At 67.9% G+C, this 26,601-nt stretch carries 29 protein-coding genes; 22 read left to right on the forward strand and 7 right to left on the reverse strand.

Features of this window, described 5'->3' with window-relative positions; all coding sequences use genetic code 11:
- The first annotated feature begins 24 nt into the window (after nucleotides 1-24).
- The 3 genes from QM693_RS18740 to QM693_RS18750 all read left to right on the forward strand — a co-directional run bounded on the left by QM693_RS18740 (nucleotide 25) and on the right by QM693_RS18750 (nucleotide 4,551).
- Nucleotides 25-648, forward strand: coding sequence for a TIGR03085 family metal-binding protein (locus QM693_RS18740; RefSeq protein WP_283331946.1), 624 nt, complete (start codon nucleotides 25-27; stop codon nucleotides 646-648).
- 80 nt (nucleotides 649-728) lie between these two features.
- Complete coding sequence (locus QM693_RS18745) at nucleotides 729-3,359, forward strand: DNA translocase FtsK (RefSeq protein ID WP_283331945.1); 2,631 nt, start codon at nucleotides 729-731, stop codon at nucleotides 3,357-3,359.
- 208 nt (nucleotides 3,360-3,567) lie between these two features.
- On the forward strand, nucleotides 3,568-4,551 hold the full coding sequence (locus tag QM693_RS18750) for a TerC family protein (RefSeq protein ID WP_283331944.1): 984 nt from the start codon (nucleotides 3,568-3,570) through the stop codon (nucleotides 4,549-4,551).
- Between the two features lie 42 nt (nucleotides 4,552-4,593).
- On the opposite strand, the gene QM693_RS18755 is transcribed toward QM693_RS18750, so the two are convergent.
- The gene (locus QM693_RS18755) at nucleotides 4,594-4,878 is read right to left on the reverse strand and encodes a YciI family protein (RefSeq protein WP_105414538.1); all 285 of its coding nucleotides are present in this window, start codon (nucleotides 4,876-4,878) and stop codon (nucleotides 4,594-4,596) included.
- A gap of 73 nt (nucleotides 4,879-4,951) precedes the next feature.
- Nucleotides 4,952-5,476 carry an amino-acid N-acetyltransferase gene (locus QM693_RS18760; protein WP_005240737.1) on the reverse strand — a complete coding sequence of 175 codons (525 nt, stop codon included), beginning with the start codon at nucleotides 5,474-5,476 and terminating at the stop codon, nucleotides 4,952-4,954.
- A gap of 117 nt (nucleotides 5,477-5,593) precedes the next feature.
- Here QM693_RS18760 and pgsA point away from each other — a divergent pair, with 117 nt between their 5' ends.
- From pgsA to recX, 13 genes are all read left to right on the forward strand, one after another.
- Complete coding sequence (gene pgsA / locus QM693_RS18765) at nucleotides 5,594-6,256, forward strand: CDP-diacylglycerol--glycerol-3-phosphate 3-phosphatidyltransferase (RefSeq protein WP_283353119.1); 663 nt, start codon at nucleotides 5,594-5,596, stop codon at nucleotides 6,254-6,256.
- Nucleotides 6,253-6,753 carry a CinA family protein gene (locus tag QM693_RS18770; protein WP_283353120.1) on the forward strand — a complete coding sequence of 167 codons (501 nt, stop codon included), beginning with the start codon at nucleotides 6,253-6,255 and terminating at the stop codon, nucleotides 6,751-6,753. Before pgsA ends, QM693_RS18770 begins: the two co-directional genes overlap by 4 nt.
- A 71-nt stretch (nucleotides 6,754-6,824) precedes the next feature.
- Entirely contained in the window at nucleotides 6,825-7,211 is a 387-nt protein-coding gene (locus tag QM693_RS18775; RefSeq protein ID WP_005240740.1) for a helix-turn-helix domain-containing protein, read from the forward strand.
- 156 nt (nucleotides 7,212-7,367) lie between these two features.
- Nucleotides 7,368-8,195 (forward strand): PspA/IM30 family protein, encoded by an 828-nt coding sequence (locus tag QM693_RS18780; RefSeq protein WP_105414541.1) that lies wholly within the window; start codon nucleotides 7,368-7,370, stop codon nucleotides 8,193-8,195.
- 15 nt (nucleotides 8,196-8,210) lie between these two features.
- Nucleotides 8,211-9,041, forward strand: a complete 831-nt coding sequence (gene pspM, locus QM693_RS18785; protein ID WP_241961905.1) for a phage shock envelope stress response protein PspM — start codon at nucleotides 8,211-8,213, stop codon at nucleotides 9,039-9,041.
- Nucleotides 9,042-9,239: 198 nt separating this feature from the next.
- Entirely contained in the window at nucleotides 9,240-9,416 is a 177-nt protein-coding gene (locus QM693_RS18790) for a hypothetical protein (RefSeq protein WP_007296377.1), read from the forward strand.
- Nucleotides 9,417-9,432: 16 nt separating this feature from the next.
- The gene (locus tag QM693_RS18795) at nucleotides 9,433-10,149 is read left to right on the forward strand and encodes a PIG-L deacetylase family protein (RefSeq protein WP_283353121.1); all 717 of its coding nucleotides are present in this window, start codon (nucleotides 9,433-9,435) and stop codon (nucleotides 10,147-10,149) included.
- 282 nt (nucleotides 10,150-10,431) lie between these two features.
- A complete protein-coding gene (locus QM693_RS18800) occupies nucleotides 10,432-11,064 on the forward strand; it encodes a TetR/AcrR family transcriptional regulator (protein WP_283353122.1) in 633 nt (210 codons plus the stop codon).
- The gene (locus QM693_RS18805) at nucleotides 11,061-12,605 is read left to right on the forward strand and encodes a glycerol-3-phosphate dehydrogenase/oxidase (RefSeq protein ID WP_283353123.1); all 1,545 of its coding nucleotides are present in this window, start codon (nucleotides 11,061-11,063) and stop codon (nucleotides 12,603-12,605) included. Before QM693_RS18800 ends, QM693_RS18805 begins: the two co-directional genes overlap by 4 nt.
- A gap of 27 nt (nucleotides 12,606-12,632) precedes the next feature.
- The gene (locus tag QM693_RS18810) at nucleotides 12,633-13,781 is read left to right on the forward strand and encodes a glycosyltransferase (protein WP_283353124.1); all 1,149 of its coding nucleotides are present in this window, start codon (nucleotides 12,633-12,635) and stop codon (nucleotides 13,779-13,781) included.
- A 33-nt stretch (nucleotides 13,782-13,814) separates the two neighbouring features.
- Nucleotides 13,815-14,009 carry a DUF3046 domain-containing protein gene (locus tag QM693_RS18815; protein WP_005240748.1) on the forward strand — a complete coding sequence of 65 codons (195 nt, stop codon included), beginning with the start codon at nucleotides 13,815-13,817 and terminating at the stop codon, nucleotides 14,007-14,009.
- 144 nt (nucleotides 14,010-14,153) lie between these two features.
- Entirely contained in the window at nucleotides 14,154-15,197 is a 1,044-nt protein-coding gene (gene recA / locus QM693_RS18820) for a recombinase RecA (protein ID WP_005240749.1), read from the forward strand.
- Nucleotides 15,198-15,206: 9 nt separating this feature from the next.
- A complete protein-coding gene (gene recX / locus QM693_RS18825) occupies nucleotides 15,207-15,722 on the forward strand; it encodes a recombination regulator RecX (RefSeq protein WP_283353125.1) in 516 nt (171 codons plus the stop codon).
- A 117-nt stretch (nucleotides 15,723-15,839) separates the two neighbouring features.
- Here the strand turns inward: recX and QM693_RS18830 are convergent, their stop codons facing one another.
- From QM693_RS18830 to QM693_RS18845, 4 genes are all read right to left on the reverse strand, one after another.
- Nucleotides 15,840-16,739 (reverse strand): amino acid ABC transporter permease, encoded by a 900-nt coding sequence (locus tag QM693_RS18830; protein ID WP_009480022.1) that lies wholly within the window; start codon nucleotides 16,737-16,739, stop codon nucleotides 15,840-15,842.
- The gene (locus QM693_RS18835; protein ID WP_005261143.1) at nucleotides 16,736-17,416 is read right to left on the reverse strand and encodes an amino acid ABC transporter permease; all 681 of its coding nucleotides are present in this window, start codon (nucleotides 17,414-17,416) and stop codon (nucleotides 16,736-16,738) included. Before QM693_RS18835 ends, QM693_RS18830 begins: the two co-directional genes overlap by 4 nt.
- A gap of 92 nt (nucleotides 17,417-17,508) precedes the next feature.
- A complete protein-coding gene (locus QM693_RS18840) occupies nucleotides 17,509-18,342 on the reverse strand; it encodes a glutamate ABC transporter substrate-binding protein (RefSeq protein WP_105414549.1) in 834 nt (277 codons plus the stop codon).
- 81 nt (nucleotides 18,343-18,423) lie between these two features.
- Entirely contained in the window at nucleotides 18,424-19,152 is a 729-nt protein-coding gene (locus QM693_RS18845; RefSeq protein WP_105414634.1) for an amino acid ABC transporter ATP-binding protein, read from the reverse strand.
- A gap of 210 nt (nucleotides 19,153-19,362) precedes the next feature.
- Here QM693_RS18845 and miaB point away from each other — a divergent pair, with 210 nt between their 5' ends.
- Together miaB and QM693_RS18855 are read left to right on the forward strand one after the other, a co-directional pair.
- Nucleotides 19,363-20,880 carry a tRNA (N6-isopentenyl adenosine(37)-C2)-methylthiotransferase MiaB gene (miaB, locus tag QM693_RS18850; RefSeq protein ID WP_280783277.1) on the forward strand — a complete coding sequence of 506 codons (1,518 nt, stop codon included), beginning with the start codon at nucleotides 19,363-19,365 and terminating at the stop codon, nucleotides 20,878-20,880.
- Nucleotides 20,877-21,497 (forward strand): Rv2732c family membrane protein, encoded by a 621-nt coding sequence (locus QM693_RS18855; protein WP_105414551.1) that lies wholly within the window; start codon nucleotides 20,877-20,879, stop codon nucleotides 21,495-21,497. Before miaB ends, QM693_RS18855 begins: the two co-directional genes overlap by 4 nt.
- Nucleotides 21,498-21,503: 6 nt before the next feature.
- On the opposite strand, the gene QM693_RS18860 is transcribed toward QM693_RS18855, so the two are convergent.
- Nucleotides 21,504-22,889, reverse strand: a complete 1,386-nt coding sequence (locus QM693_RS18860; RefSeq protein ID WP_283353126.1) for a DUF349 domain-containing protein — start codon at nucleotides 22,887-22,889, stop codon at nucleotides 21,504-21,506.
- Nucleotides 22,890-23,092: 203 nt separating this feature from the next.
- Here QM693_RS18860 and QM693_RS18865 point away from each other — a divergent pair, with 203 nt between their 5' ends.
- The 4 genes from QM693_RS18865 to dapF all read left to right on the forward strand — a co-directional run bounded on the left by QM693_RS18865 (nucleotide 23,093) and on the right by dapF (nucleotide 26,561).
- Nucleotides 23,093-23,809, forward strand: a complete 717-nt coding sequence (locus QM693_RS18865) for a class III extradiol dioxygenase subunit B-like domain-containing protein (RefSeq protein ID WP_283353127.1) — start codon at nucleotides 23,093-23,095, stop codon at nucleotides 23,807-23,809.
- Nucleotides 23,806-24,735, forward strand: coding sequence for a tRNA (adenosine(37)-N6)-dimethylallyltransferase MiaA (miaA, locus tag QM693_RS18870; RefSeq protein WP_283353128.1), 930 nt, complete (start codon nucleotides 23,806-23,808; stop codon nucleotides 24,733-24,735). The genes QM693_RS18865 and miaA overlap by 4 nt, the downstream gene beginning before the upstream one ends.
- Nucleotides 24,732-25,583 carry a TrmH family RNA methyltransferase gene (locus QM693_RS18875; RefSeq protein WP_283353129.1) on the forward strand — a complete coding sequence of 284 codons (852 nt, stop codon included), beginning with the start codon at nucleotides 24,732-24,734 and terminating at the stop codon, nucleotides 25,581-25,583. Before miaA ends, QM693_RS18875 begins: the two co-directional genes overlap by 4 nt.
- 108 nt (nucleotides 25,584-25,691) lie before the next feature.
- On the forward strand, nucleotides 25,692-26,561 hold the full coding sequence (gene dapF / locus QM693_RS18880) for a diaminopimelate epimerase (RefSeq protein WP_280783282.1): 870 nt from the start codon (nucleotides 25,692-25,694) through the stop codon (nucleotides 26,559-26,561).
- Nucleotides 26,562-26,601: the final 40 nt, after the last annotated feature.

The following is a 26,601-nucleotide window of genomic DNA, read 5'->3' on the forward strand; positions in this document are numbered from 1 at the left end:
TCTCCGGCAGGTAGATTCGGTCGGGTGACCTTCGCCCGAGATGAACGCCTCGCCCTCGTCGACTCGATGGCCGAATTCGGTCCCGACGCCCCGACCCTCTGCGGGACGTGGACCAACCGGGACCTGGCTGCCCACCTGATCGTGCGCGAACGACGCCTCGACGCTGCCCCCGGCATCGTCGTGGGTCGGCTCGCCGGCTACACGGAACACGTCCAGAACGAGACGGCGAAACGTCCGTGGAGCCGCCTGCTGGACGAGGTCCGGTCGGGTCCGCCGATGTGGTCGCCGATGTACTGGGTGGACGCGCAGGTGAACCTGGGGGAGATGTTCGTCCATCACGAGGACGTGCGCCGCGCCCACGACGGATGGGAACCGCGGGTCCTGCCGGACAAGCGCCAGGACGCGCTGTGGGGTCTCGCCCGCAAGGTCGGAAAGCTCGGCTACCGGCACTCCCCGGTGACGGTGGTGCTCGAGCGGCCGTCCGGAGAGCAGGCCACCGTGCGCAAAGCCGGCGCCGGCCGGGTGATCCTGCGCGGTGAACCGTCGGAACTCGCCCTGCACGCGTTCGGCCGGGATCAGGTACGGATCGAGGCCGATGGTGAGACTGCCGACATCGAGGCCGTGACCTCCCTCGACCGAGGGTTCTGAGGGCATTTCGCCGCAGGTGTCCCTGTGTTACGGGTGTTGCGGATGGTCCGGAAGGTGCCGTAGCGACTAATCTGGGAGCCATGGCAGGTAAGGCGAGCGCCCGCGGTTCGAGCACGACGACGTCCACGGCGAGGACGGGCGTGCGAGGCGGCTCGACCACGTCCAAGCCGAAGTCCCGCACGACCCGGACGGTCAGCACTCCGCGCAAACCCACTTCGCCGCGGGGTGGCGGCTCCCGCGGCGGCGCCCGGAGGCCCGCCGCGAAGAAGCCGTCCACGTCCGGTCCCCTCAAGTCGGTGGGCAGGGGGATCGGTGCCGGCTGGTCGCTGATGGCCAAGGGCGTCGGGGCCACCACCCGCACGGTCGGCAAGGCTGCCGAGATCGAACAGGGCCACCGGCGCGACGGCATCGCGCTCGGATTGATCGCGATCAGCGTCGTGGTCGCCGGCGGAATCTGGTTCTCCGCGGGCGGTCCGGTGGGCGAGTGGATCGAGACCGGAGTCCGTGCCGTGTTCGGTGGGGCGTCCGGGGTCCTGCCCCTGATCGGCGTCGCCGTCGCGGTGATCCTGATGCGGACCGAGCCGAAACCCGAGATCCGGCCGAGACTGGTCCTGGGGTCGCTGCTGGTCGGTCTGCCCGCTCTCGGGCTCTGGCACATCGCGACCGGTTCGCCCACCGACGCCGAGGGCAGGGCCCGCGGCGCCGGTTTCGTCGGGTACGCGGCGGGAGGCCCACTGACGGACGGCCTGACCGTGTGGCTCGCCGCTCCGCTACTGCTGATGGCGGCACTGTTCGGTGTCCTGTTGCTGACCGGAACCACGGTCCGCGAGGTGCCCGGCAAGCTGCAGTCGTACTTCGGCACGTCGTTCGGCCGCGACCACTACGCCGATTACGACAGCGAGTACTACGAAGACGGCGAATACGACCCCACGCTCTTCGACGCCGACGGCTACCCGGTCGACGACTACAAGACCGGGGGCCGGGGTGCCCCGGCCGACAACTACCCCACCGACGAGTACGACGTCAGCGATACCGCGAAGACGGAGGTGCTCGGGCTATGGGAGACCGAGCCCGCCACGGAACCCGTCCCGGCGCCTGCGCCGGCGCCGAAACCGGCGCGTGCCAAGGCCAAGCCGGTCGTCGCCCCCAAGCCGGAGCCCGAACCGGAGCCGCTGCCCGACGTCGACAAGTTCGTGACCGACCGGGTGGTCGAGGGCGATTACACGCTGCCCCCGACGTCGCTGCTCATCGAGGGTGATCCGCCGAAGAAGCGCAGTTCCGCCAACGACGCGATGATCGAGGCGATCACCGAGGTCCTCGAGCAGTTCAAGATCGATGCGGCCGTCACCGGATTCACCCGCGGCCCGACCGTCACCCGCTACGAGGTGGAGCTCGGACCGGGTGTGAAGGTCGAGAAGATCACCGCGCTCGCCCGCAACATCGCGTACGCCGTCGCCACCGACAACGTGCGCCTGCTCGCGCCGATCCCCGGCAAGTCCGCGGTCGGCATCGAGGTCCCCAACTCCGACCGCGAGATGGTGCGCCTCGCCGACGTGCTCACCGCCCCGAGCACCCGCAAGGACCACCACCCGCTGGTGATCGGTCTCGGCAAGGACATCGAGGGCAACTTCGTCAGCGCCAACCTCGCGAAGATGCCGCACCTGCTCGTGGCCGGTTCCACGGGTTCCGGTAAGTCGAGCTTCGTGAACTCGATGCTGGTGTCGCTGCTGTCCCGTGCGACACCCGACGAAGTGCGGATGATCCTCATCGACCCCAAGATGGTGGAGTTGACGCCCTACGAGGGCATACCGCACCTCATCACGCCCATCATCACCCAGCCGAAGAAGGCCGCGGCCGCGCTGGCCTGGCTGGTGGAGGAGATGGAACAGCGCTACCAGGACATGCAGGCCAACCGGGTCCGCCACATCGACGACTTCAACTCCAAGGTGAAGTCGGGTGAGATCACCGCGCCGCTCGGCAGCGAACGGGTCTACCGGCCGTATCCGTACATCCTCGCCATCGTCGACGAACTCGCGGACCTCATGATGACCGCGCCGCGCGACGTCGAGGACGCGATCGTGCGGATCACCCAGAAGGCGCGCGCCGCCGGTATCCACCTCGTGCTGGCCACACAGAGGCCGTCGGTGGACGTCGTGACGGGTCTGATCAAGACCAATGTGCCGTCACGACTCGCCTTCGCGACGTCGTCCCTGACCGACTCCCGGGTCATCCTGGACCAGCCCGGCGCCGAGAAGCTGATCGGTATGGGTGACGGGCTGTTCCTGCCGATGGGCGCAGGTAAGCCGACCCGCCTGCAGGGCGCGTTCATCACCGACGAAGAGATCTCCGCGGTCGTCGATTTCAGCAAGAACCAGGCGGAGCCGGAGTACACCGACGGCGTCACCGCCGCCAAGGTCGGGGAGAAGAAGGATGTCGATCCCGACATCGGCGACGACATGGACGTGCTGCTGCAGGCGGTGGAACTCGTCGTCTCCAGCCAGTTCGGGTCCACGTCGATGCTGCAGCGCAAGCTGCGTGTCGGTTTCGCCAAGGCCGGCCGCCTGATGGACCTGATGGAGACCAGGGGAGTGGTGGGCCCCAGTGAGGGCTCGAAAGCCCGTGACGTGCTCATCAAGCCCGAGGAACTCGACGGTCTGTTGTGGTCGATCCGCGGCGGCGACCCGAACGAGGCGCCGTCCGATCAGGAGTAGGGCGCGGTGCGCGTGTCCGAAATGGGCGATTCTCGCGCAGTGTGGTTGAATGGTCACCGAATTGGAGGGGAGTATCCCCACCTCTGTGACAGCATCGTCAACACGATCGGCACCGTTGCCGATCCGGGGCTGTCAGTCGCTCGGACACAAGATTCCGGCGGCGGGAGAGACCTCCGGTACCCGCTAGGTCTACCGGAGGTCTGTGTTCATGCATGTGTCACCGCTGGTCTGGGTCATCACCTGTGTGGTGATTCTCGGACTGTTCGTCTTCGACTTCTTCGCGCACGTGCGCACACCGCACGCCCCCACGTTCCGTGAGTCGGCGTTCTGGTCGTCGGTCTACATCGGTATCGCGATCCTGTTCGGCCTGGTCGTGATGTGGTTGTGGGGAAGTCAGTACGGCGGCGAGTATTTCGCCGGTTACGTCACCGAGAAGGCGTTGTCGGTCGACAACCTCTTCGTGTTCGTCATCATCATGGGAACATTCGCGGTGCCGCGGGAGTACCAGCAGAAGGTACTGCTGATCGGCATCGTGATGGCGCTGGTGATGCGCGGCATCTTCATCGGCGTCGGTGCCGCGGCGATCAACGCCTACAGCTGGGTTTTCTACCTGTTCGGTGCGTTCCTCATCTACACCGCGTACACGCTGGTGCGTGATCACGGGCACGAGAAAGAGGTGGAGGAGGAGCGTGACAGCAAGATCGTCGCCGTCGCGAAGAAGATCCTCCCCACCACGGACACCTACGACGGCGACAAGCTCGTCACGCGGATCAACGGCAAGCGCGTCGTGACGCCGCTACTGCTCGCGCTGGTCGCCATCGGATTCACCGACGTGCTGTTCGCGCTCGACTCGATTCCCGCGATCTACGGGCTCACCCAGGAGCCGTACCTGGTCTTCACGGCCAACGCGTTCGCGTTGATGGGTCTGCGTCAGCTGTACTTCCTCATCGGCGGCCTGCTGGACCGTCTGGTGTACCTGTCGTACGGCCTGTCGATCATTCTCGCGTTCATCGGCGTCAAACTCGTGCTGCACGCCCTGCACGAGAACACGCTGGGCTTCATCAACGGCGGCGAGCACGTGGCCGTACCGGAGGTGTCCACGGTGTTCTCGCTCGCCGTGATCATCGGTGTGCTGGCAGTGACCACCGTCGCCAGCCTTCTCAAGACGCGGAACACGACGCCGGCGCAGTAGTTCCGCCGGGCGTCGTGCTCGAGGTGTCCGGTGCTCGGCGAGTCAGGAACTGAATTCGCCGAGTACCGGAACCCATTCCACGATCCGCGAGTCCGCCACGAGTCCGTTGCGGGCGAACGGGTCGTGGGTGAAGAGCAGTTCCACAGTCTCCGCGTCGGCGGCGTCGACGATGATGAATGCGCCGCTGCCGTCGGCGAACGGGCCGGACGACACGACGGTCTTCCGCTCGGCGAGCTCACCGAGCCACTCGCGGTGGGCGGGGCGATGCTCGTCGCGTCCTGCGACGGTGTCGGCCGAATATGTGTACTCCACTACGAACAGGGACATGTTCTCGCTCTCTCGGGACGGGTTCGTCGAACAAAAATGGGATCAGGGCACTTCTGTCTCACGCACTGGGATTTCAGAGGGTGAGAAGCATTCGGGTATTGCCGAGGGTGTTCGGCTTGACGTAGCTCAGATCGAGGAATTCGGCGACACCGGTGTCGTACGAGCGGCACATCTCGGCGTAGACCTCGGCGGTCACGGGTGTGCCGTCGATTTCGACGAATCCGTGCTTGCCGAAGAAGTCGACCTCGAACGTGAGAACGAAGAGCCGCTCGAGTTCGAGTTCCCGCGCGACCTCGATCAACTTGGCCACCACGTGGTGTCCCGCACCCTGGCCCTTGGCCGACGGATCGACCGCGATCGTGCGTACCTCGCCGAGGTCGGCCCACAGCACGTGCATTGCGCCACAACCGATCACGTTGCCGTCGCGTTCGGCCACCCAGAACTCCTGGACGGATTCGTACAGGGTCACGAGGTTCTTCTCGAGCAGGATCTTGCCGGAGTAGATGTCGATCAGGCGCTTGATCTCGGGTACGTCGGAGGTTCGTGCTCGCCGCACGATCAGCTGATTGTCGGCGGTGTCCGGCGTCCGAGAAGTCATGTCGTGAACATTAGCCAACGGCCGTACCGATATTCTTAGGCACGTGCCGGTACGACCTACGAATCCTCCCCACTCCCCGCTGCGTCCCGGGGTGCAGTTCGACGCTGCGGTGCTGCGATGAGCACGCAGCGCGAGGGTAGGACGGCCGCCGACAAACCGGCGGCCCCGGATCCGTCGGTGGAACCCGCGAGTGAGACGACCGTACCGCTTCTGAACATCGCGAACATCCTGACGATTCTCCGGATCCTGCTGGTCCCGGTCTTCTTGGTCGTGCTGTTCGTCGGCGACGGACACTCGACGACGTGGCGCCTGATCGCCACCGGTGTGTTCGCGGTCGCGGCCATCACCGACCGGATCGACGGGCAACTCGCCCGCAAGTACGGCCTCGTCACCGATTTCGGCAAGCTCGCCGATCCCATCGCGGACAAGGCGCTGATCGGAGCGGCCCTCGTGGGCCTGTCGATTCTCGGAGACCTGCCCTGGTGGGTGACGGCGGTGATCGCCGTCCGGGAACTGGGCATCACGCTGCTCCGGTTCGCGGTCCTGCGCCATGCCGTCATTCCGGCAGGCAGGGGAGGCAAGCTCAAGACTCTCGTGCAGACGATCGCGATCGGCTATTACCTGCTGCCGCTGCCCGAAGGGTTCGAGGTCGCCGGCTGGATTCTCATGGGTGCTGCCGTGTTGCTGACGGTGGTGACCGGGCTGGACTACGTCGTGCAGGCCGTCCGTCTGCGGGCCGGGGTGCACAAGGTCGAGGCGAACGCGAGCACCGGGGCGTGACCGACCCGCTGGTGGACGGCACGCGGGCCGGTGACCTGGTCGCCGTGCTCACCGCCCGCGGTGAGACGGTGGCCACCGCGGAATCGCTCACCGCGGGACTGCTCACCGCGACGATCGCGGGAGTGCCCGGCGCCAGCAACGTCCTCCGCGGCGGGCTCGTCGTCTACGCCACCGACTTGAAGGCCACCCTCGCCGGGGTCGATCCCACCCGACTGGCGGCGGACGGGCCCGTGGCGGCGTCCACGGCACGCGCACTCGCGGAGGGGGCACGCGCCCGCTGCGGCGCCGACTGGGGCGTCGGCCTGACCGGTGTCGCCGGCCCCGACATGCAGGACGGACACCCGGTCGGCACCGTGTTCCTGAGCATTTCCGGGGCGTCCGGCTCGGCCGTCCGCGAGCTCGGATTGACCGGTGACCGGTGGCAGATTCGCAAATCTGCGGTTTCCGCCGCCGTGTCGGGACTCCTCGATCGTGTGCAGGAATCATCCGCAGGCTAAGGTCGGGAACCAATCGGTCCTGTTCGCGCGTTGAGATAGGCGAGACAGGTGACGGATGAAGGAGGAGCGAGATGGCGCTGCTATTGCGTGAGGCAATCGGTGACAGTCTTCGGCGTACGCGCGTTTCGCAGAGCCGGACCCTGCGTGAGGTCTCCAACAGTGCTCGTGTGAGCCTCGGGTACTTGTCCGAGGTCGAACGAGGGCGCAAGGAAGCCTCGAGTGAGCTCCTGGCGGCGATCTGCGACGCGCTGGAGGTTCCACTCTCCGATGTGCTCGTCGACGTCAGCGAATCGCTGTCCGACGGTTCTTCGGCCAAGCGTGCGGACACCGAGCGGCATGCGGTCGAATCCGCGCCCGCCGAGGCTCCCGCCGCGAGCGCACGACCGGGTTCGACGACCATCGCCCGCGACACCCGGGTGGTCATCCCCGCGCCCGCGCAGGCGCTGGCCGCCGCGTAGCAACACCCGTGCCGAACCGATAGATTTCAGTTGACCGCCGATCTCGTGGGCGGTTGGTCAGACAGGCAGTCGGGGCGCAGCCCTTGTTCCGGTGCGTGACGGTCGCGTATCGGGTCGCGCATCGCGCGGCGCAACAGATGGAGGCAGGATCAACCCATGGCTAATCCTTTCGTCAAGGGATGGAAGTACCTGATGGCGCTCTTCAATTCCAAGATCGATGAGAAGGCTGACCCCAAGGTTCAGATTCAGCAGGCGATCGAGGATGCGCAGCGTCAGCACCAGGCTCTGTCGCAGCAGGCCGCGTCTGTCATCGGCAACCAGCGCCAGCTCGAGATGAAGCTCAGCCGCCAGCTCGACGAGGTGGAGAAGCTCAACGCCAACGCCCGTCAGGCCGTCAACCTGGCCGACCAGGCCCAGACCGCGGGCGACACCGAGAAGGCCATCCAGTACACCAACGCCGCCGAGGCGTTCGCCGCCCAGCTCGTCACCGCCGAGCAGGGGGTCGAGGACCTGAAGGCGCTGCACGACCAGTCCCTGCAGGCCGCCGCACAGGCGAAGAAGGCCGTGGAGCAGAACGCGATGGCTTTGCAGGCCAAGGTCGCGGAGCGCACCAAGCTGCTCAGCCAGCTGGAGCAGGCCAAGATGCAGGAACGCGTCAGCGAGTCGCTGCGCTCGATGGACAGCACCCTCTCGGCTCCCGGCAACACGCCCAGCCTCGACGCCGTGCGCGACAAGATCGAGCGCCGCTACGCCGACGCCCTCGGTTCCGCGGAGCTGGCACAGAACTCGGTATCGGGCCGCATGATGGAAGTCCAGCAGGCGAGCATCCAGATGGCCGGACACAGCAGGCTCGAGCAGATCCGGGCCTCGATGAAGGGCGACGCCCTGCCGTCCGGCGGTGCCGCCAACGCTCCGGCGACCCCCGCCAGCCCGAACCTCGACAAGCAGCCGCCGGCAGCGGGCCAGACCGGCGCCGCACAGTAGCCGAACAGTATTCGCATGAGTTCCACCCGACGTGGCCGACCTGGACGCGCAGTCCGGTCGGCCACTGTCGTGTCCGGGCTCGCGGGGATCCAGGGCGCGCTGCGCGACGCCGGTGAGTCCGTCGCGGACGCGGCGCAGAGGTGGCGTGACCCCCGGGAACGGCTGCTGCGGAAGAAGCGGCGCGCCCGGCGCCGCGCGAAGCGCTACGGCATCGTGTCCGGATCCTCGGCCACCGGCGCCGCGGGTCTCGCCCTGATGGCGGCACCGGAGTGGTCGATGCTGATGGCTGGTGGCGGCGCAGTCGTGTTCGCGGTCCCCGCGGTGCTGGCAGTCAGCCGTTACCGCAAGCTCGACGCCGTGACGTTGCCACCGGGCCTGCCTGCCCGTCGGGTGCTTCCGGGGCCGTCCTCGGCCGCCCGGGAACCGATGGAGCGACTCGTGCACAGCGAACGGGCACTGCACGGCATCCTCGGCGTGCTGTCCCGGTCCGGGAGCATCAGCGGCGAGGACATCGAGGACACCCATTCCACGGCCCGCTCGGCGGCCGCAGCCCTCCAGGCGGTCGCCCTCGACATCACGTCCATGGAGGACGCCGCGCGGGGGAGCCGGGCCGCGGCCGCACCGCTTGACCGGGCGATCGCCTCCGCCGCCGCGCAACTCGACGACGGCGTCGACCAGTTCGAAGAACTGGTGGCCGCGGCCGCCGAGGTCGCCGTTCCCGGAACGACGAGTGCCGTCGGCGAACTGGCGTACGAGCGTGCTGAACTGGTGTCGGCGACGGAAAAGCTCGCCGGCCTCGCGGCGGCTCTCGGCGAGATCGACGACATCGTGCGCCGCTACCGCTGATGTCGTCGATCGACCCGACCGGTGACTTCTGACTTCCGGGACATCGTGTGGGGGAGAACCCTGATCTTTCCCTGATCTTTACGCTGACCTGGTGATTTACCCGCTCCGCCGTGCCACGCTGGTGTGCGTACCCGATAAGTGGGGTCGACCAGATGTCGGGCGCAGAAATCGATCGGGGAGACGTGAGTGGAGGAAATCATGTTCTGGAAGATTGTTCTGGCGGTCGCGGCGATCTGGATTGCATTGGCGGTCGTCGGTGCCCTCGTCAAGGGTCTGTTCTGGATTCTCGTGGTCAGCGCCGTGGTGTTCGGCGTGTACCTGTTGATCAAGGCGATGTCCGGATCCGGCGAGAAATCGGACATCACGCGGAGCTGACAGGCATGCTCTACCCATGGAACCGGTACCCGAGGACTGGCATCGTGGGCTCGTCGTCGTCGCGCACCCCGACGACATCGAATACGGCGCTGCGGCGGCTGTAGCGCGCTGGACCGAGCAGGGCAAGGACATTCGCTACGTGCTCGCCACCAGCGGGGAGGCGGGGATCGCGGGCCTGCACCCCACGGAGTCGGGCCCGCTGCGGGAGGCGGAGGAGCGACGTTCCGCGGCCGTGGTGGGGGTGACCGACGTCGAGTTCCTCGGGTACCCCGACGGCACTCTCGTGGAGAGTCTCGCGCTCCGCCGCGATCTCGCGACGGCGATCCGTCGTCATCGCCCGGATCTCGTGGTGACGGCCAACTTCGCGGACACCTGGGGGCCCGGGCAGCTGAACAGTGCGGACCACCGCGCACTCGGCCGATCCGTTCTCGACGCCACCGCGGATGCCGCGAACGAGTGGATCTTTCCCGAGCTGGGGGAGTCGGGGCTGCCGCCGTGGCGCGGTGTCCGCTGGGTCGCCGTCAACACGATGACACCCACTCACGCGGTGGACGTCACTCACACGGTGGATCGGGCGGTGCTCTCGCTCGCCGAGCACGTCCGCTACCTCGAGGCGCTGAGCGACGTACCGGTGGGGCGGCAGGCGAGGGCACAGGTCGAGATGGTGACCGGGCCGCAACCGGGATTCGACGCCGAACGCGCGGTGGGATTCGAGCTCTACTTCTTCGGCTGAGGCCGTGAGCGAGAACGATCGTGGCGGCGCTCCGGTCCCGCGCACGAGAATCCGACCCGGACGGAACGCCATAATTATCCGAATCATTGCGTGGTTGCCCTCGGCTTTTCTCCGACGCGCAACCTCTCCTTGTCACCCGCCCTCCGATCCCGACTGCGCTGCTCGCATCCCCGAGGCCGAGGCCGGGGTAGGGGTGCGGCGGGCATCGTGTGGGCCTGGTGATGTGTTTCGAGTGCCGGTTCGGTGCCGGCGGGGGATTCATGCGTTACGGTGTTACACACAATGTCTATTCGTAATTCTCCGTCGCGTGACGACACCGCAGCGAGCGTCGAGGACTCCATTCTCGACGCCGCACGCTCGTGCATCCTCGATTTCGGACTGCGCCGCACCACGCTGGCGGAGGTCGCCCGGCGCGCCGGCGTCAGCAGGCCGACCGTCTATCGCCGCTGGTCGGACACCAGGGCCGTGGTCGCCGATCTCATGACCCGTGAGATCGCTGCGGTGATGCCCGAATTCTCCGCCGAGGAATCGGTCCACCGCCAGCTGGTCGACGCCGTGGTCCACGTGTCCACCGAGGTTCGCGACCATCCGCTGTTCGTGAAGATCCTGCGTTCGGATCAGGAACTGTTCACCACCTACGTCCTCGAGCGGCTCGGTACGAGCCAGCGGGCGATCATCGACCAGGTCGCGTTCGCGGTGTCGACGGGTCAGGACCAAGGCTCGATCCGCGCGGGGGACAGCCGTCAGATCGCCACGATGGTGCTGCTCATCGCACAGTCTGCCGTCCAGTCGGCCGTGATGGTGGCCGAGGAACTTCCCGGCGACGCCCTGACGGAGCAACTCCGGCACGCTGTCGGCGCCTATCTGGCACCGGACGCCGCCGACACCCACCCGACAGATCGAGGAGACCGGTGAACCACCCGAACACGCCGCCCGTGAGCCGCTCGTCGGCTCTGAACGCCGCGCGAAGAGCGCGCGAACTCGACCAGCTGTCGGACGGTGCAGTCGTCGACGTGCTGGTGATCGGCGGCGGAGTGACCGGCGTCGGTGTCGCTCTCGATGCGGCGTCACGCGGCCTCGACGTCGTGCTCGTGGAGAAGCGGGACCTCGCGTTCGGGACCAGCCGGTGGAGTTCAAAACTCGCCCATGGCGGGCTGCGGTACCTGGCATCGGGCAACGTCGGTATCGCTCGCGAGAGCGCGGTCGAACGCGGAATCCTCATGACCCGCACCGCCCCCCACCTCGTCCGGGCTCTCCCGCAGCTCGTGCCCGTCCTCGATTCGACGACGCTGTTCGGCAAGTCCCTCGTCCGCACGGGCTTCCTGGCCGGTGACCTGCTGCGTGCAAGTGCCCGCACGCCGTCGTCGGTCCTGCCGCGATCACGGACGGTCCGGGCCGACCGGGTGGTCGAACTCGCCCCCGCGGTTCGGCGGGAAGGCCTGCGCGGCGGCCTGATGGCATACGACGGCCAGCTCATCGACGACGCCAGACTCGTGGTGTCCCTCGCGCGCACCGCCGCGCTCCACGGTGCGAAGGTGCTCACCCGGACGGGCGCGTACGACGTCACCGGGACGTCCGCGACCCTGCGCGACGAGCTGACCGGCTCGGAACAATCGATCAGGGCGCGCGCCGTGGTCAACGCGGCGGGCGTGTGGTCGGGTGAGATCGATCCCGCGATCACGTTGCGGCCCAGTCGCGGCACGCATCTGGTGCTCCCGGCCGAGCGGCTCGGGAACCCGACCGCGGCGCTCACGGTTCCGATCCCCGGTGAGACCAATCGCTTCGTCTTCGCGCTGCCCGCACAGCTCGGCCGCGTGTACCTCGGCTTGACCGACGAGGCCGCGCCGGGACCTGTTCCGGACGTTCCGGTGGCGTCGGAGCAGGAGATCGACTTCCTTCTCGACACGGTCAACACCGCGCTCGAGGTTCCGTTGCAGCGCTCGGACGTCCTGGGGACCTTCGCCGGACTGCGACCTCTCCTCGACACCGGGGACGGATCCACCGCGGACCTCTCGCGCAACCACGCCATCCTGCGCTCGGACACGGGTCTCGTCAGTGTGGTCGGCGGCAAGCTGACCACCTACCGCAAGATGGCGGAGGATGCCGTCGACGCCGCGGTCGAGGTGGCAGGACTGGACGCGGGCCCCTGCCGGACACGGGCCCTGCCGCTCGTCGGTGCCGCGACACCCGAAGCGCTGCGGAAGGTCTCGGCCCCACCGGCGCTGCTCGCCCGCTACGGAACGGAGGCGACGCTGATCGCCGCCGCCGACCCCGAATTGCTGGCGCCGATCGCCGAGGGTGTCGACGTGAGCCGCGCCGAGTTCGAGTTCGCGGTGACCCACGAGGGGGCACTCGACGTCGACGACCTGCTCGACCGGCGCACCCGGATCGGACTCGTCCCCGCCGATCGTGCCCGGGCTCGCGGTGCCGCCGAAGCCGTGTTCGAGAAACGGTGACGCCGGCCGTGTGACACTCTGTGGTTCGTGCGAGTCGCCGTGGTCGCCGGGCCTGATCCCGGACATGCCTTTCCCGCCCTTGCGTTGTGCCTCGCTTTCATCGAGGCCGGAGACGATCCCGTCCTGTTCACAGGCTCACGGTGGGTCGAGTCCGCACGGGCGGCCGGTGTGCCTGCCGAGTTGCTGAAAGGTCTCGCGCCCCGCCCGACGGACGACGACCTCGATGCGGGAGCGCGCATTCACGCCCGCGCCGCGCACATCTCCACCGAGTTGCTCCCCGACCTGCGCGCGATGGGACCCGACCTCGTCGTCTCGGACATCCTCACCGCCGGCGGGGGTATGGCCGCGGAGCGGCTGGGGATCCCGTGGGTCGAGCTGTCCCCGCATCCGCTGTACGCCGCGTCCAAGGGGTTGCCGCCCATCGGAAGCGGATTGGCTCCGGGCGTGGGAATTCGGGGCAGGCTCCGTGACACGCTCATGCGCACCGCGACGGCGCGGTCGATCCGGCAGGGTGTGCGGCAACGCTCCGAGGCCAGGGTCGGTGTCGGACTGCCTGCGAAGGACCCGGGACCGGTTCGCCGGCTGATCGCGACGCTCCCCGCGCTCGAGGTGCCGAGGCCGGACTGGCCGGCCGAGGCGCACGTGGTCGGACCGCTGCTGTGGGAACCGACGAACGAGGTGCTCGTGGCGCCGGACGGCACAGATCCTCTGATCATGGTGGCTCCGTCGACCGCGTTCACCGGCGCGGAGGGCATGCTCGAGACGACGCTGGCGGGGCTCGACGGGGCCGGTGTCCGTGTGATCGCGTCGATACTGGACGGATCGCCGGCCACGGTTCCGCCCTGGGCGAGGGCAGGTCTCGGCCGTCAGGACGCGATGTTGCGCGAGGCCTCGGCCGTCGTCTGCGGTGGCGGACACGGAATGCTGGCGAAGGCCCTGCTCGCAGGGGTTCCGGCGGTGGTGGTTCCCGGCGGCGGCGATCAGTGGGAGCTCGCGAACCGGGCCGCGCGGCAGGGGAGCGCCGTCGTGGTGCGTCCCCCGAGCGCCGAAGCACTCCGCGCGGCGGTCGAACAGGTGCTCTCGAACGGTGCCCACACGGACGCCGCGCGGCGGGCCGCGCGGAGCATCGCGGACGTCGCCGATCCGGTGGCGGTGTGCCGCGACGCGCTGCGGTAAGAGGGCGGCGCGAGGTTCGGCTAGCGTGGATGTGTGCGACTGACCGAATTTCACCAACTCGTCCGCGAAGAGTTCGGGCAGATGCGCGGCGACGCACTACTCGTCGACCACGTGCTGCTCAGTCTCGGGGGCAAGACCGCCGCCGAAGCCATCGAGGACGGCCGGGAACCCCGCGAGGTGTGGCGTGAACTCTGCGTGGAGTTCGACGTCCCGCCGCAGCGCCGGTAGAAATCGGCGTGTCGAACGGACCGACCGCACATATCGAACACACGTTCCCCTATGCTGGAGATGTTCGGTGGTCACGGTTCTTGTCGGTACCCGGATCTAACCTGACCGCAGATCACTGATGAGACTCGAGGAATGGGGACGACGATGGCACCACAGGCACACGATCGAGACAAGGCGCTCGACCTCGCGCTGGCGCAGATCGACAAGAACTTCGGCAAGGGCTCGGTGATGCGCCTGGGCGAAGGTGTCCGTCAGCCCATCGCCGTCATCCCGACCGGCTCCATCGCGCTGGACGTCGCCCTCGGCATCGGCGGGCTGCCCCGTGGCCGTGTCGTCGAGATCTACGGCCCGGAGTCCTCGGGTAAGACCACCGTGGCTCTGCACGCTGTCGCCAACGCACAGGCGGCGGGCGGCATCGCCGCGTTCATCGACGCCGAGCACGCGCTCGACCCCGACTACGCCCAGAAGCTCGGCGTCGACACCGATGCGCTGCTGGTGTCGCAGCCCGACACCGGTGAGCAGGCGCTGGAGATCGCAGACATGCTGATCCGCTCCGGCGCCCTCGACATCCTCGTGGTCGACTCCGTGGCCGCTCTGGTCCCGCGCGCCGAGATCGAGGGTGAGATGGGCGACAGCCACGTGGGTCTGCAGGCCCGTCTGATGAGCCAGGCGCTCCGTAAGATGACCGGTGCGCTCAGCAATTCCGGCACCACCGCGATCTTCATCAACCAGCTGCGCGAGAAGATCGGCGTCATGTTCGGTTCCCCCGAAACCACCACCGGTGGTAAGGCATTGAAGTTCTACTCGTCGGTGCGCCTCGACGTGCGGCGGATCGAGACCCTGAAGGACGGCACCGACGCAGTGGGTAACCGTACGCGCGTCAAGGTGGTCAAGAACAAGGTCGCGCCGCCGTTCAAGCAGGCCGAGTTCGACATCCTCTACGGACTGGGAATCAGCAAGGAAGGCTCGCTGATCGACATGGGTGTCGAACACGGGTTCATCCGCAAGTCGGGCTCCTGGTACACCTACGAAGGCGACCAGCTGGGACAGGGCAAGGAGAACGCCCGCAAGTTCCTGTTGGAGAACACCGACATCCGGGACGAGATCGAGAAGAAGATCAAGGAAAAGCTCGGAATCGGCGCCGACGTCACTGCTGCTACGGATGACGCCGCCCCGGTCGAATTCTAAGGCGCCGCCGTGCGTCCGACGGGCGAAGGTGGAACGGAGACGCAGGCCAAGGATTTGTGCCTGCGTCTCTTGACGGACCGTGCCCGGAGTCGAGCGGAGTTATCGGAGCGTCTGGCGAAGAAGGGCTACTCGGCCGAGATCGCTGAGCGTGTGCTGGATCGCCTCACCGAGGTCGGACTCGTCAACGACGCCGACTTCGCCCAGCAGTGGGTGCATTCGCGGCACACGTACTCCGGCAAGGGGAAACGTGCGCTCGCACTGGAACTGCGCCGCAAGGGCATCGGTCAGGAAGACGCCACCGAGGCGCTCGCTCAGATCGACAGCGAAGACGAACGAGCGCGAGCCACCGAACTGGTCGCGAAGAAACTGCGGACGGTGCCCGCGGACGATCGGGACCGGGCGGTCCGCCGGCTGGTGTCGATGCTCGCGCGCCGCGGTTTCCCCCAGGGCATGGCGTTCGAGGTGGTCAAGGAACAACTCGATCGCGCCGGTGCGGAAACCGACGGCCTCTTCGACGAGACCTGACCCGAGACGACAACAACACTGACGAGACGTCGACAACACTGACGAGACGACAGCACTGCGGTCGGACGGGAACAGAGTTCGCGTCCGACCGCAGTGTCACGTCACACCCGCGTCAGATCACAACCGCTTGTCGGTGATGTCCATACCCGGAACCGACACCGCCGGAAGCTCGGGAACGGCCCCCCCGGGGCCTCCGCCCTTCTTGCTGGCCCGTAGTCGCTTCTCCACCTTGGTCGCCACCACGGTGAGCGTGTAGTTGAGGATGATCATGATGATCGCCACCACGATCAGGGCGGGCAGGTAGTTGCCGTAGAACGCACCGAGCTGCTGGCCGGACCGCACCACTTCGACGTAGCCGATGAGGTAACCGAGCGCGGAGTCCTTCAACGCCACCACCATCTGCGAGATGATCGCGGGCAGCATCGCCGTGACGGCCTGCGGAAGCAGGATGGTCCGCATGACCTGGCCCTTGCGCATACCCAGCGCCATGGCGGCCTCGCTCTGCCCCTTGGGGAGCGAATTGATACCTGCCCTGACGATTTCGGCGATCACCGAGCCGTTGTACAGCGTGAGGCCCACGATGACCGCGGCGAGTGCAAGGTATTTCGACTTGAAGACCTCGTACTCGGCGAACAGCTGGTACGAGAAGATCATCAGGATCAGCACGGGGATGGCGCGGAACAATTCGACGATCCCGCCGGCCACCCATCGCACCGGCCGGTGGTCCGACAGGCGTCCGATGCCGAGGATCGCGCCGAGGATCAGTGCTAACAGGATCGAAACGGCGGCCGCCACGAGGGTGCCGCGGATGCCGGGGATCAGATACGTCGTCCACGACGTCGATTCGAGGAACGGATCCCATTTCGCCGCTGTCAGCTGACCTTTGTCGTCGAGCGCAGCGTAGACGAGGTAGCCGATTCCCAGCAGTGCGACAGCGACCACGACCGAGATCAGGCGATAGATGTTCTTCGCCTTCGGGCCCGGTGCGTCGTAGAGGACGGTGGCGGAATTGCTCATCGTGCAACCTCGAATCGCTTGCTCAGGTATCCGAAGAGAAGCCCCATCGGCAGGGTCAGGATCACGAAGCCGAGCGCGAAGATGCCACCGACGACGAAGATGGCGGCCTCGTTCTCGATCATTTCCTTCATCAGCAGCGACGCCTCCGCCACGCCGATCACCGAGGCGATCGTCGTGTTCTTGGTCAAGGCGATCAGCACACTGCCGAGTGGGGCGGTGACCGCGCGGAATGCCTGCGGCAACACGATCAACCGCAGATTCTGCGAGAACGTGAGGCCGAGTGACCGGCCCGCCTCCGCCTGGCCGACGTGCACCGTGTTGATACCGGACCGCAGCGACTCACAGACGAAGGCCGCGGTGTAGACGCTGAGGCCGAGCACGGCGAGCCGGAAGTTGTTCTCCTCGAAGAACGTCGGCGACTGCTCGGGGGCGAGCTTGACGCCCATCGTCTGGAAGAGCCCGAAGGAGCAGAAGATGATGATGAGCGTCAGGGGAGTGTTGCGGAAGATCGTCACGTACGCCGTGCCGACGCCACGCGCGACCGGGATCGGTGACACCCGCATCGCCGCGAGGATGGTGCCGAGTATCAGAGCACCGACAGCCGAGAACGCGGTGAGTTGCACCGTCGTCCAGAATGCGTCGATCAGCTGATCGCTGTATTTGCTCAGTAGGTCCACTTACCGTCTCCCCAGGTCACCGGTGGTTGGTGTCGAACCGGGCCGGACGACTCCACGAATGGGAAGTCGTCCGACCCGGATGAGTGAGTTGCTCAGTACCGATCGACGGTCGGCGGGGCGGGGATCGGGTAACCCGACGCGCCGACGGTCTCGTTGAACGCGCGCGCCCACGAGCCGTCCGCGATCATCGCGTCGATGGCGTCGTTGATCTTGGCGCGGGTCTCGTCGTCACCCTTGGCCAGTCCGATGCCGTAGCGCTCTTCGGTGAACGGCTCGCCGACCACCTTCAGCTCGCCCGGGTACTGCGCCGCATAGCCGGCGAGGATGATGTCGTCGGTGGTGACGGCGTCGACCGCACCGTTACGCAGCGCCTCGACGCAGGCGGAGTACGTGTCGAACTCCTGCAGCTGCACGTCCTGCGCGTACGTGTCCTTGACCTTCTGCGCCGGGGTGGACCCGGTCACGGAGCACAGCTTCTTCCCGCCGTTGAGCGAATCGGGGCCGGTGATGTCGGTGTTGTCGGACTTCACCAGGAGCGACTGTCCGGCGATGAAGTACGGCCCGGCGAAGTCGACCTTCTCCTTGCGGGCGTCGGTGATCGAGTAGGTGGCGACGATGTAGTCGACCTCACCGTTCTCGATCAGCGTCTCGCGCTGAGCCGACGGGGACTCCTTGAACTCGATGTTCTCGGGCGCGACACCCAGCTTGCCGGCCACGTATTCGGCCACCTCGACGTCGAAGCCGCTGAAGGACCCGTCGGGGTTGCGCAATCCGAGGCCGGGCTGGTCGTACTTGATTCCGACCGTGAGCTTGCCCTCCGACGCGCTCTGGGAGGCGCTCTTCTCTTCACCTCCGCCACAGGCAGATGCGACGACGGCGAGCGCCATGACGCCGATTCCCACGCGAATCGAGCGATTGATCCTCATCGAGTTCCTCCAATTGAAATGACGGGTGTTGCGTGTCGAGCACGGTCGACCGAGAGAGCACCGCAGCGGCGCCCTTTCGAGTCAGTGGCTGAGAATCTTGCCGAGAAAGTCCTTCGCGCGCTCGGATTTGGGAGCGGTGAAGAACGTGGCGGGCTCGGCGTCCTCGACGATCTGGCCGTCGGCCATGAAGAGAACCCGGTGGCCGACCTTGCGGGCGAAGCCCATCTCGTGGGTCACCACGAGCATGGTCATGCCTTCCTTGGCCAGCGAGGTCATGACGTCCAGGACCTCGTTGACCATTTCCGGGTCGAGTGCGGACGTCGGCTCGTCGAACAGCATGACCTTGGGGTTCATGGCAAGTGCACGTGCGATCGCGACTCGCTGCTGCTGACCGCCCGACAACTGCGCCGGGTACTTGTCCGCCTGGTTGGCGATGCCGACCCGCTCGAGAAGTTCGTAGGCCTTCGCCTTCGCGTCGGCGCCGCTCTTCTTCCGCACCTTGACCGGTGCGAGCATCACGTTGTCGAGGATCGTCTTGTGGGCGAACAGGTTGAACGACTGGAACACCATGCCCACGTCGGCGCGCAGCGCCGCCAGAGCCTTGCCCTCGGCCGGAAGTACCTTGCCGTCCACCGCGATCTCACCGGAGTCGATGGGCTCGAGGCGGTTGATGGTGCGGCACAGCGTCGACTTACCCGAGCCGGACGGTCCGAGCACGATCACGACCTGTCCGCGAGGGACTTCGAGGTCGATCTCCTGGAGGACGTGGAGGGCGCCGAAGTGTTTGTTCACCGATTTCATCGAGATCATGGACGGGGCCGCGCCCGTGGAGGGTGTCGGCGTCGCGTCGTCGGCTTGCGTCATAGTCGATGACCCTATGTGTTGGGAGCGGGAGCACCTGCCATTTGCTCCGAGAATCCTCGGGATGTCACGGAAACTTTACTGTCCGGCTTCGGGCGTGTGTCCGGGCGCACACCGGCCGCGACGAGGCGATTTGGCGCGGGCCGTACCCTGGCATACGTGGACACGATCGACCAGACCCCTCACCGCAGCTACGAGGTGCGCACGTACGGCTGCCAAATGAACGTGCACGACTCCGAGCGGTTGTCGGGGCTCCTCGAGGACGCCGGCTACACGAGGGCGGCCGCGGGGCAGGCACCCGACCTCGTCGTCTTCAACACCTGCGCGGTGCGGGAGAACGCCGACAACAAGTTGTACGGCAACCTGAGCCACCTCGCGCCTGCGAAGGAACAGAACCCCGACATGCAGATCGCGGTCGGCGGGTGCCTGGCGCAGAAGGACCGCGACGTCGTCGTGAAGAAGGCGCCGTGGGTGGACGTCGTGTTCGGCACCCACAACATCGGTTCGCTCCCCGCGTTGCTGGACCGGGCCCGCCACAACCAGCGGGCCGAGGTCGAGATCCTCGACGCGCTGGAGGCATTCCCGTCGACGCTGCCCGCCAAGCGGGAGTCGGCGTACGCCGGCTGGGTGTCCATCTCGGTGGGATGCAACAACACCTGCACGTTCTGCATCGTGCCCGCGCTGCGCGGCAAGGAGGTCGACCGGCGCCCCGGCGACATCCTGGCCGAGGTGCAGGCTCTGGTGAACGAGGGCGTCGTCGAGGTCACCCTGCTCGGGCAGAACGTCAACGCGTACGGCGTGTCGTTCGCGGATCCGGACCAGCCCCGCGACCGCGGCGCGTTCGCCGCGCTGCTGCGCGCATGCGGAGAGATCGACGGTCTCGAGCGAGTGCGCTTCACGTCTCCGCACCCGGCCGAGTTCACCGACGACGTCATCGAGGCGATGGCCGAGACCCCCAACGTGTGTCCCCAGCTGCACATGCCGCTGCAGTCCGGCTCGGACCGCGTGCTGAAGGCGATGCGCCGCTCCTACCGGAAGTCGCGGTTCCTGGGAATCATCGACAAGGTGCGCACCGCGATGCCGCACGCGGCCATCACCACCGACATCATCGTGGGCTTCCCGGGTGAGACCGAGGAAGACTTCCAGGACACACTCGACGTCGTCCGGCAGGCGCGCTTCACCAGCGCCTACACGTTCCAGTACTCCAAGCGGCCGGGCACCCCGGCCGCGGAGATGGACGAGCAGCTGCCCAAGGTCGTCGTCCAGGAACGGTACGAACGTCTCATCGCGTTGCAGGAACAGATCACCCTCGAGGAGAACCAGAAGCTCGTCGGCGCCGAGGTGGAACTGCTCGTCGCCGCCGGGGAGGGTCGCAAGAATGCGGAGACCGCCCGGATGAGCGGGCGCGCCCGCGACGGCCGGCTCGTCCACTTCCGGCCCGAGGGCAACCTCGACGGGACCGTCCGGCCCGGCGACGTCGTCACCGTCGTCGTCAGTGCCGCCGCCCCGCACCACCTCGTCGCCGACACCCCGGTCCTGACCCACCGCCGCACCCGCGCGGGCGACTCCTTCGAGAAGGGCGTGACCCCGAAGACCCCGCCGATCGGCGTGGGACTCGGACTGCCGCAGATCGGTGCGCCCGCACCACTACCCGCCCAGATGGGATGCAACGCATGACCTCCCCGTTCGACGACAAACGGCACGACGGAAACCGGACCGGCGACAACGGTTCGGGCGCCGAGAACGAGCCGATCGAGAGTTACCTGAAGGATTTCGACGCCGCCGAGAAGAAGGTGGCCGGCGAGATCGATCCCGGCGCGCGTGCGCTCGTCGTCGCGGTTGCGGTGGTCGTGCTCCTCGGCTCGCTGACGTTGCCGCACTCCGGCATCGCCAACGGCTGGGAGGTACTGGTGTACGGGGACGACGCCCGCGCGGAGACGATCGCCCTGCCGTCGCGGCTGTTCGTGTGGTTCGAGGTGGTGTTCGGGGTCGTCGTGTCGATGCTGGCGCTCGTCACCCGCCGCTGGGCCCTCGCGTGGGTGGCCCTCGCCGGGACCGCCGTGTCCATCGTGTTCGGCATGCTCGCCATCTGGTCGCGGCAGACACCGGCGCCCGGGGTCGAGGCGGCCGGACCGGGGATCGGCCTGATCATCGGCTGGCTCACCGTCATCGTGCTCACGTTCCACTGGTTGAAGGTGGTCTGGAGCCGGACCGCCCTGCAACTGGCCGCGGAAGAGGAACGCCGCGCCGCTGCCGCCGAAGCGGAGCGACGCGGCGACTGGAACGTCGGCTGATCGGACCTACTGCCCGCTGACGGCGCCCTCCGCCGCCTCGGCCCATTCGCGCCACTGCTTGGCCTGCGCGAGGGCGCTCTCGGCGTCCTTCGTCTTGCCCGCCGCGGTCGCCTTGGCGGCCTGTTCCTCGAACTGCGTGACCCGCTCCCGGAACTGCGCGGCCCGGGCGAGGGCCTCCGGGTCGGTGCGGCGCCATTCCTCGTCGGCGGCGTCGCGGACACGCTTCTCGATGGCCCGCAGCTTGCCCTCGAGGTCGTGCATCCGCTCGCGGGGCACCTTCCCGATGGCGTCCCACTTCTCCTGCAGGTCGCGGAGCGCCGCCCTCGCCGCGTCGATGTCCTTGGCCGGATCGATGTGGCCGGCGTTCTTCAGCAACTCTTCCTTGGCGACCGCGTTCTCCTCGAACTCGGCGTCGCGTTCGGAGGACGCGGCGTTGCGGGCGGCGAAGAACACGTCCTGAGCGCCCTTGAAGCGCTTCCACAGGTTGTCGTCGGCTTCCCGCGGTGCGCGGCCGGCGGCCTTCCACTCGGCGAGCAGGTCACGGAAAGCTCCGGCCGTGGGGCCCCAGTCAGTGGAGTCGGACAGCGCCTCGGCCCGTATGACGAGCTCTTCCTTCTTGGTCTTGGCGGCGGCGCGCTCGCGATCGAGTTCGGCGAAATGGGCGCCGCGGCGACGGTTGAACGCCTCCCGCGCCTTCGAGTACCGCTTCCACAGGGCGTCGTCGACCTTCCGGTCGATCCCGCGGATCGTCTTCCACTCGTCCAGGATCTCGCGCAACCGGTCGCCGGCGGCCTTCCACTGCGTGGATTCGGCACCGATCTGTTCCGCCTCGGCGGCCAGTGCTTCCTTGCGTTCGGTGTGAGCCTGCCGCGACAGTTCCTTCTCGTGCTTGGCGTGGGCCGCAGCCTCGTCGGATCCGGCGATGATGACGTCGAGCCGCGCCGCGAGTGAATCGATGTCACCGATCACCGCGGCGGTCGGGAGGGATTCGGCGAGCGCGAGCGCGGCCGCCTTGGTCTTCTTCGCGTCGCCCGCACCGGAGCTGAGCCGGGCCTCGAGGAGTGCCACTTCCGTTGCCAGATCGTCGAAGCGCCTTCCGAAGTGCGCCAGACCCTCCGCCGCGTCTCCGGCCTGCCACGACCCGATCTGCCGTTCGCCGTCCGCGGTCTTCACCCAGGCGGTGCCGTCGTCGTCCACGCGGCCGAACTTGCTCGGGTCACTGTGGGCGGGGGCGGCGACGGCGGGGGCGGAGAGGGCGTGTGTCGGTGTGGGGTGGGGCTTGGGCGCACCCGGTTTCGCGGCGGCACCGGGCTTCGGGACGCTGGACTTCGGTGTGTCGTGCTGCTGAGCGGCAGGCTCCACGGCGGGCTTCGCGTCGCTGCTGTCGGTCATCGGTTCCTCATCTCTGCCGCGCGTCACGGCTGCCTGAACGCAATACTGGCTCCATACGACCCGGGACGGGTGCTGGCTCCATTCAACCCGGTACGGGCCCTGTGGACTATTGAATCAGGTCGGACGGTCCGCGTTGGTACCGATTGACGGCAGCACCAGAATCGGATGTCGGGTCCCCTCGGACGGTCGACTAGCGTGACTGTGTGTTCACCGCCGCAATCCTCGTGCCGTCCCCACCGCTCCTGGTACCCGAACTGACCGGGGCGGCCGCTGCGGAGACGGCGCCGTTGCGGGACGCGGTCCAGACGGCGGCGAAGGCGTTGTCCGCGCTCGCCACCGAGTGGGTGGCGGTCGGAGCGGCACCGGCCGCGGTGGAGGTGCGGGCCGACGCCCAGGGCACCTATCGCGGCTACGGCGTCGACGTGCGGGTCGCGCTGCGGCCCGGTCCGGCAGGCGATCCCGACCCCGACCTGCCGCTCGCGGCGCTGACGGCCGGGTGGATTCGGGGGACGTGCGCGCCGGACGCCGTCGTCGACGCGCGGATCCTCTCAGCCGACCTGTCCCCGGAACAGTGCGCCGCGTACGGCGCGGAACTGCGCACGCTTCTCGACCGGGAACCGGAGCCGCGGGGGCTGGTGATCGTCGCGGACGGGGCGAACACCCTCACGGCGAAGGCGCCGGGCGCGTTCGACCCGCGCGCGGAAGGCGTGCAGGCCAGGATCGACGCGGCGCTCGACACCGGCGACCGCGACGCGCTGCTGGCCCTCGAACCCGCGGAGTGCGAGTCCCTCGGCATCGGCGGGCGCGTCCCGTGGCAGGTGCTCGCCGGCGTGTTCGCCGCGCCGCCCGCATCCTGCCGGACGCTGTACAGCGCAGCCCCCTACGGAGTCGGCTACCACGTGGGGGAGTGGCGTCCGTGACGTCACCCGTGCCGATCGCCGTCGTCGGACCGACCGCCACCGGAAAGTCGGATCTCGCACTGGACCTGGCCGAACGTCTCGGCGGCGAAATCGTCAACATCGACGCGATGCAGCTGTACCGGGGCATGGACATCGGCACCGCGAAACTCGCCCCGGCCGAGCGCCGCGGAATCCCGCACCACCAACTCGACGTGCTCGACGTGACGGAGACGGCCACCGTCGCGAACTATCAGCAGGCGGCGGTCCGTGATGTGGAGGCGATCGCCGCGCGCGGCGCCGTGCCGGTCATCGTCGGCGGATCGATGATGTACGTGCAGTCGCTGCTCGACGAGTGGAGCTTCCCCGCCACCGATGCGTCGGTGCGGGCGCGGTGGGAAGCAGTCCTCACCGAGAAGGGCGTCGCGGCCGTCCACGCCGAACTCGGCCGGGTGGACCCCGAGGCCGCGGCGTCGATCCTCCCCACCGACGGCAGACGCCTGGTCCGTGCCCTCGAAGTCGTCGAGATCACCGGGAAACCGTTCGCGGCGTCGGCCCCTCGCATCGGCGAGCCGCGCTGGGGCACACACATCGTCGGTGTCGACCGGGACACCGCCGAACTCGACGACCGGATCCGGCTCCGCACCCGGCTCATGTTCGAACGCGGGCTCGTCGACGAGGTCCGCGGGCTCATAGACCTGGGACTGCGCGAGGGCGTCACCGCCCCCCGGGCCATCGGCTATGCGCAGGTCCTCGCGTGGCTCGACGGCGAATACGACCTCGACGAGGCACAGGAACGCACGTTCATCGGCACCCGGCGCTACGTGCGCAGGCAACGGTCGTGGTTCCGCCGCGACACCCGCATCCACTGGGTCGACGGAAGCGACCCCGACCTCGCGGACACCACGATCCGCACCCTCGGCGAGACCCGAACACTGGGAGAACGATGAGCCGCGCACCGTCCGGACGCAACCGTCCGGCCCCGTCCCTGCTGGTGACCACCCGCAACGCCCGTTTCCAGCAGTGGCAGTCCTACCTCACCAACCGCGCCAAACGAACGAAGGCGGGACGCTTCCTGATCCAGGGCGTCCGCCCCCTCAACCTGGCGCTGGAACACGACTGGCCGATCGAATCGCTGCTGCACCGCATCGACGGCCCGCCACTGTCCGACTGGGCGCGGGAACTGCTCGAGACCCGGTCCGTCGAACAGATCGGTGTCAGTGCCGAACTGATGGCCGAACTGGGCGAGAAGACCACCACCACCGCGCCGGAACTGATCGCCATTGCGAAGACACGAACCCCGCGACTGAAGGACCTGCGACTGCAGTCCGTCCCCCTGATCGTCGTGTTCGACCGGCCCGCCTCACCCGGAAATCTGGGCACCCTCGTCCGTTCCGCCAACGCGTTCGGCGCCGACGCGGTCGTCGTCGTCGGCCACGGCGCAGATCCATTCGACCCCCGGAGTGTCCGCGCCTCCACCGGATCCCTCTTTGCGATGCCCGTCGTCACGGTCTCGTCCGTCGAGGAGATCCTCGCCTTCCGCGACGCCCGGCGTGCGTCCGGAACCGACCTGCACATCGTCGGCACCGACGAGACCGGCTCCGTCACCATCGACGCCCACGACTTCGGCGGCGGCACCGTGCTCGTGATCGGCAACGAGACCCGCGGGATGAGCGCCGCGTGGCGCGACGCCTGCGACACGGTGGTCAGCATCCCGATCGGAGGCGCCGCGAGTTCCCTCGGCGCCCCCTCCGCCGGCGCCGTCGCCCTCTACGAAATCGCCCGGCAGCGCAAATGAACCGCACCGCGGTCGCGAAAATGAACCGCACCGCGGTCGCGTAAATGAACCGCACCGCGGTCGCACAGATGAACAGCACCTGCTCGACCGTTGGTTAGAGTGGTGCGCATGGATTTCAGCAAGGGACACGGCACCGAGAACGACTTCGTGGTCCTCCCGGATCCCGATGTCCGCATCGACCTGTCGGCCCCGCGGGTGGCGGCGTTGTGCGATCGCAGGCGCGGGCTCGGCGCCGACGGAATCCTGCGCGTCGCGAAGGCCGGTGCGCTGGCCGGCGCCGGTGTGCTCGCCGAACTCCCCGACGGCACGTCGGAGGACGACTGGTTCATGGACTACCGCAACGCCGACGGGTCGATCGCGGAGATGTGTGGCAACGGCGTCCGCGTCTTCGCCCACTACCTCCGGGCGGCGGGGCTCGAGTCCCGCGACGAGTTCGTGGTGGGCAGCCGGGCCGGCGGCAAACCGGTGATCGTGCACTCGGCCGACGGCGCCTTCGGTGAGGTCACCGTCGACATGGGTGTGGTGCGCGATCTGGGAACCAGTGCCGCGACTATCGACGGCAAGGTGTTCAACGGGATCGGCATCGACGTCGGCAACCCGCACCTGGCGTGTGTCGATGCGCACCTCACGGCGGCGTCCCTGTCGGCCCTCGACCTGACGGCTGCACCCGGGTTCGATCCCGGCTTCTTCCCGCACGGCGTCAACGTGGAGATCCTCACCCGCATCGATTCCGGTGCCGTGGACATGCGGGTGCATGAGCGCGGGGTCGGCGAAACCCGGTCGTGCGGCACCGGCACGGTGGCCGCGGCCACCGCCGCGCTGCGCTTCGAGGGGGCCGACTCCGGTGAGGTGAACGTCCGTATTCCCGGTGGTCAGGTCACTGTCGCGGTGTCCGGCGGCCGGGCGACGTTGCGTGGACCGTCCGTCCTGGTGGCGTCCGGGAACCTCGACGACGGCTGGTGGAACGGACTCGCCTGATCGCCCTGCGCGAAATGCACGTGCACACCCTCGACATTCC

This window comes from Rhodococcus sp. IEGM 1305 (genome assembly GCF_030058635.1).
In the GTDB taxonomy this organism is placed as follows: domain Bacteria; phylum Actinomycetota; class Actinomycetes; order Mycobacteriales; family Mycobacteriaceae; genus Rhodococcus_F; species Rhodococcus_F opacus_D.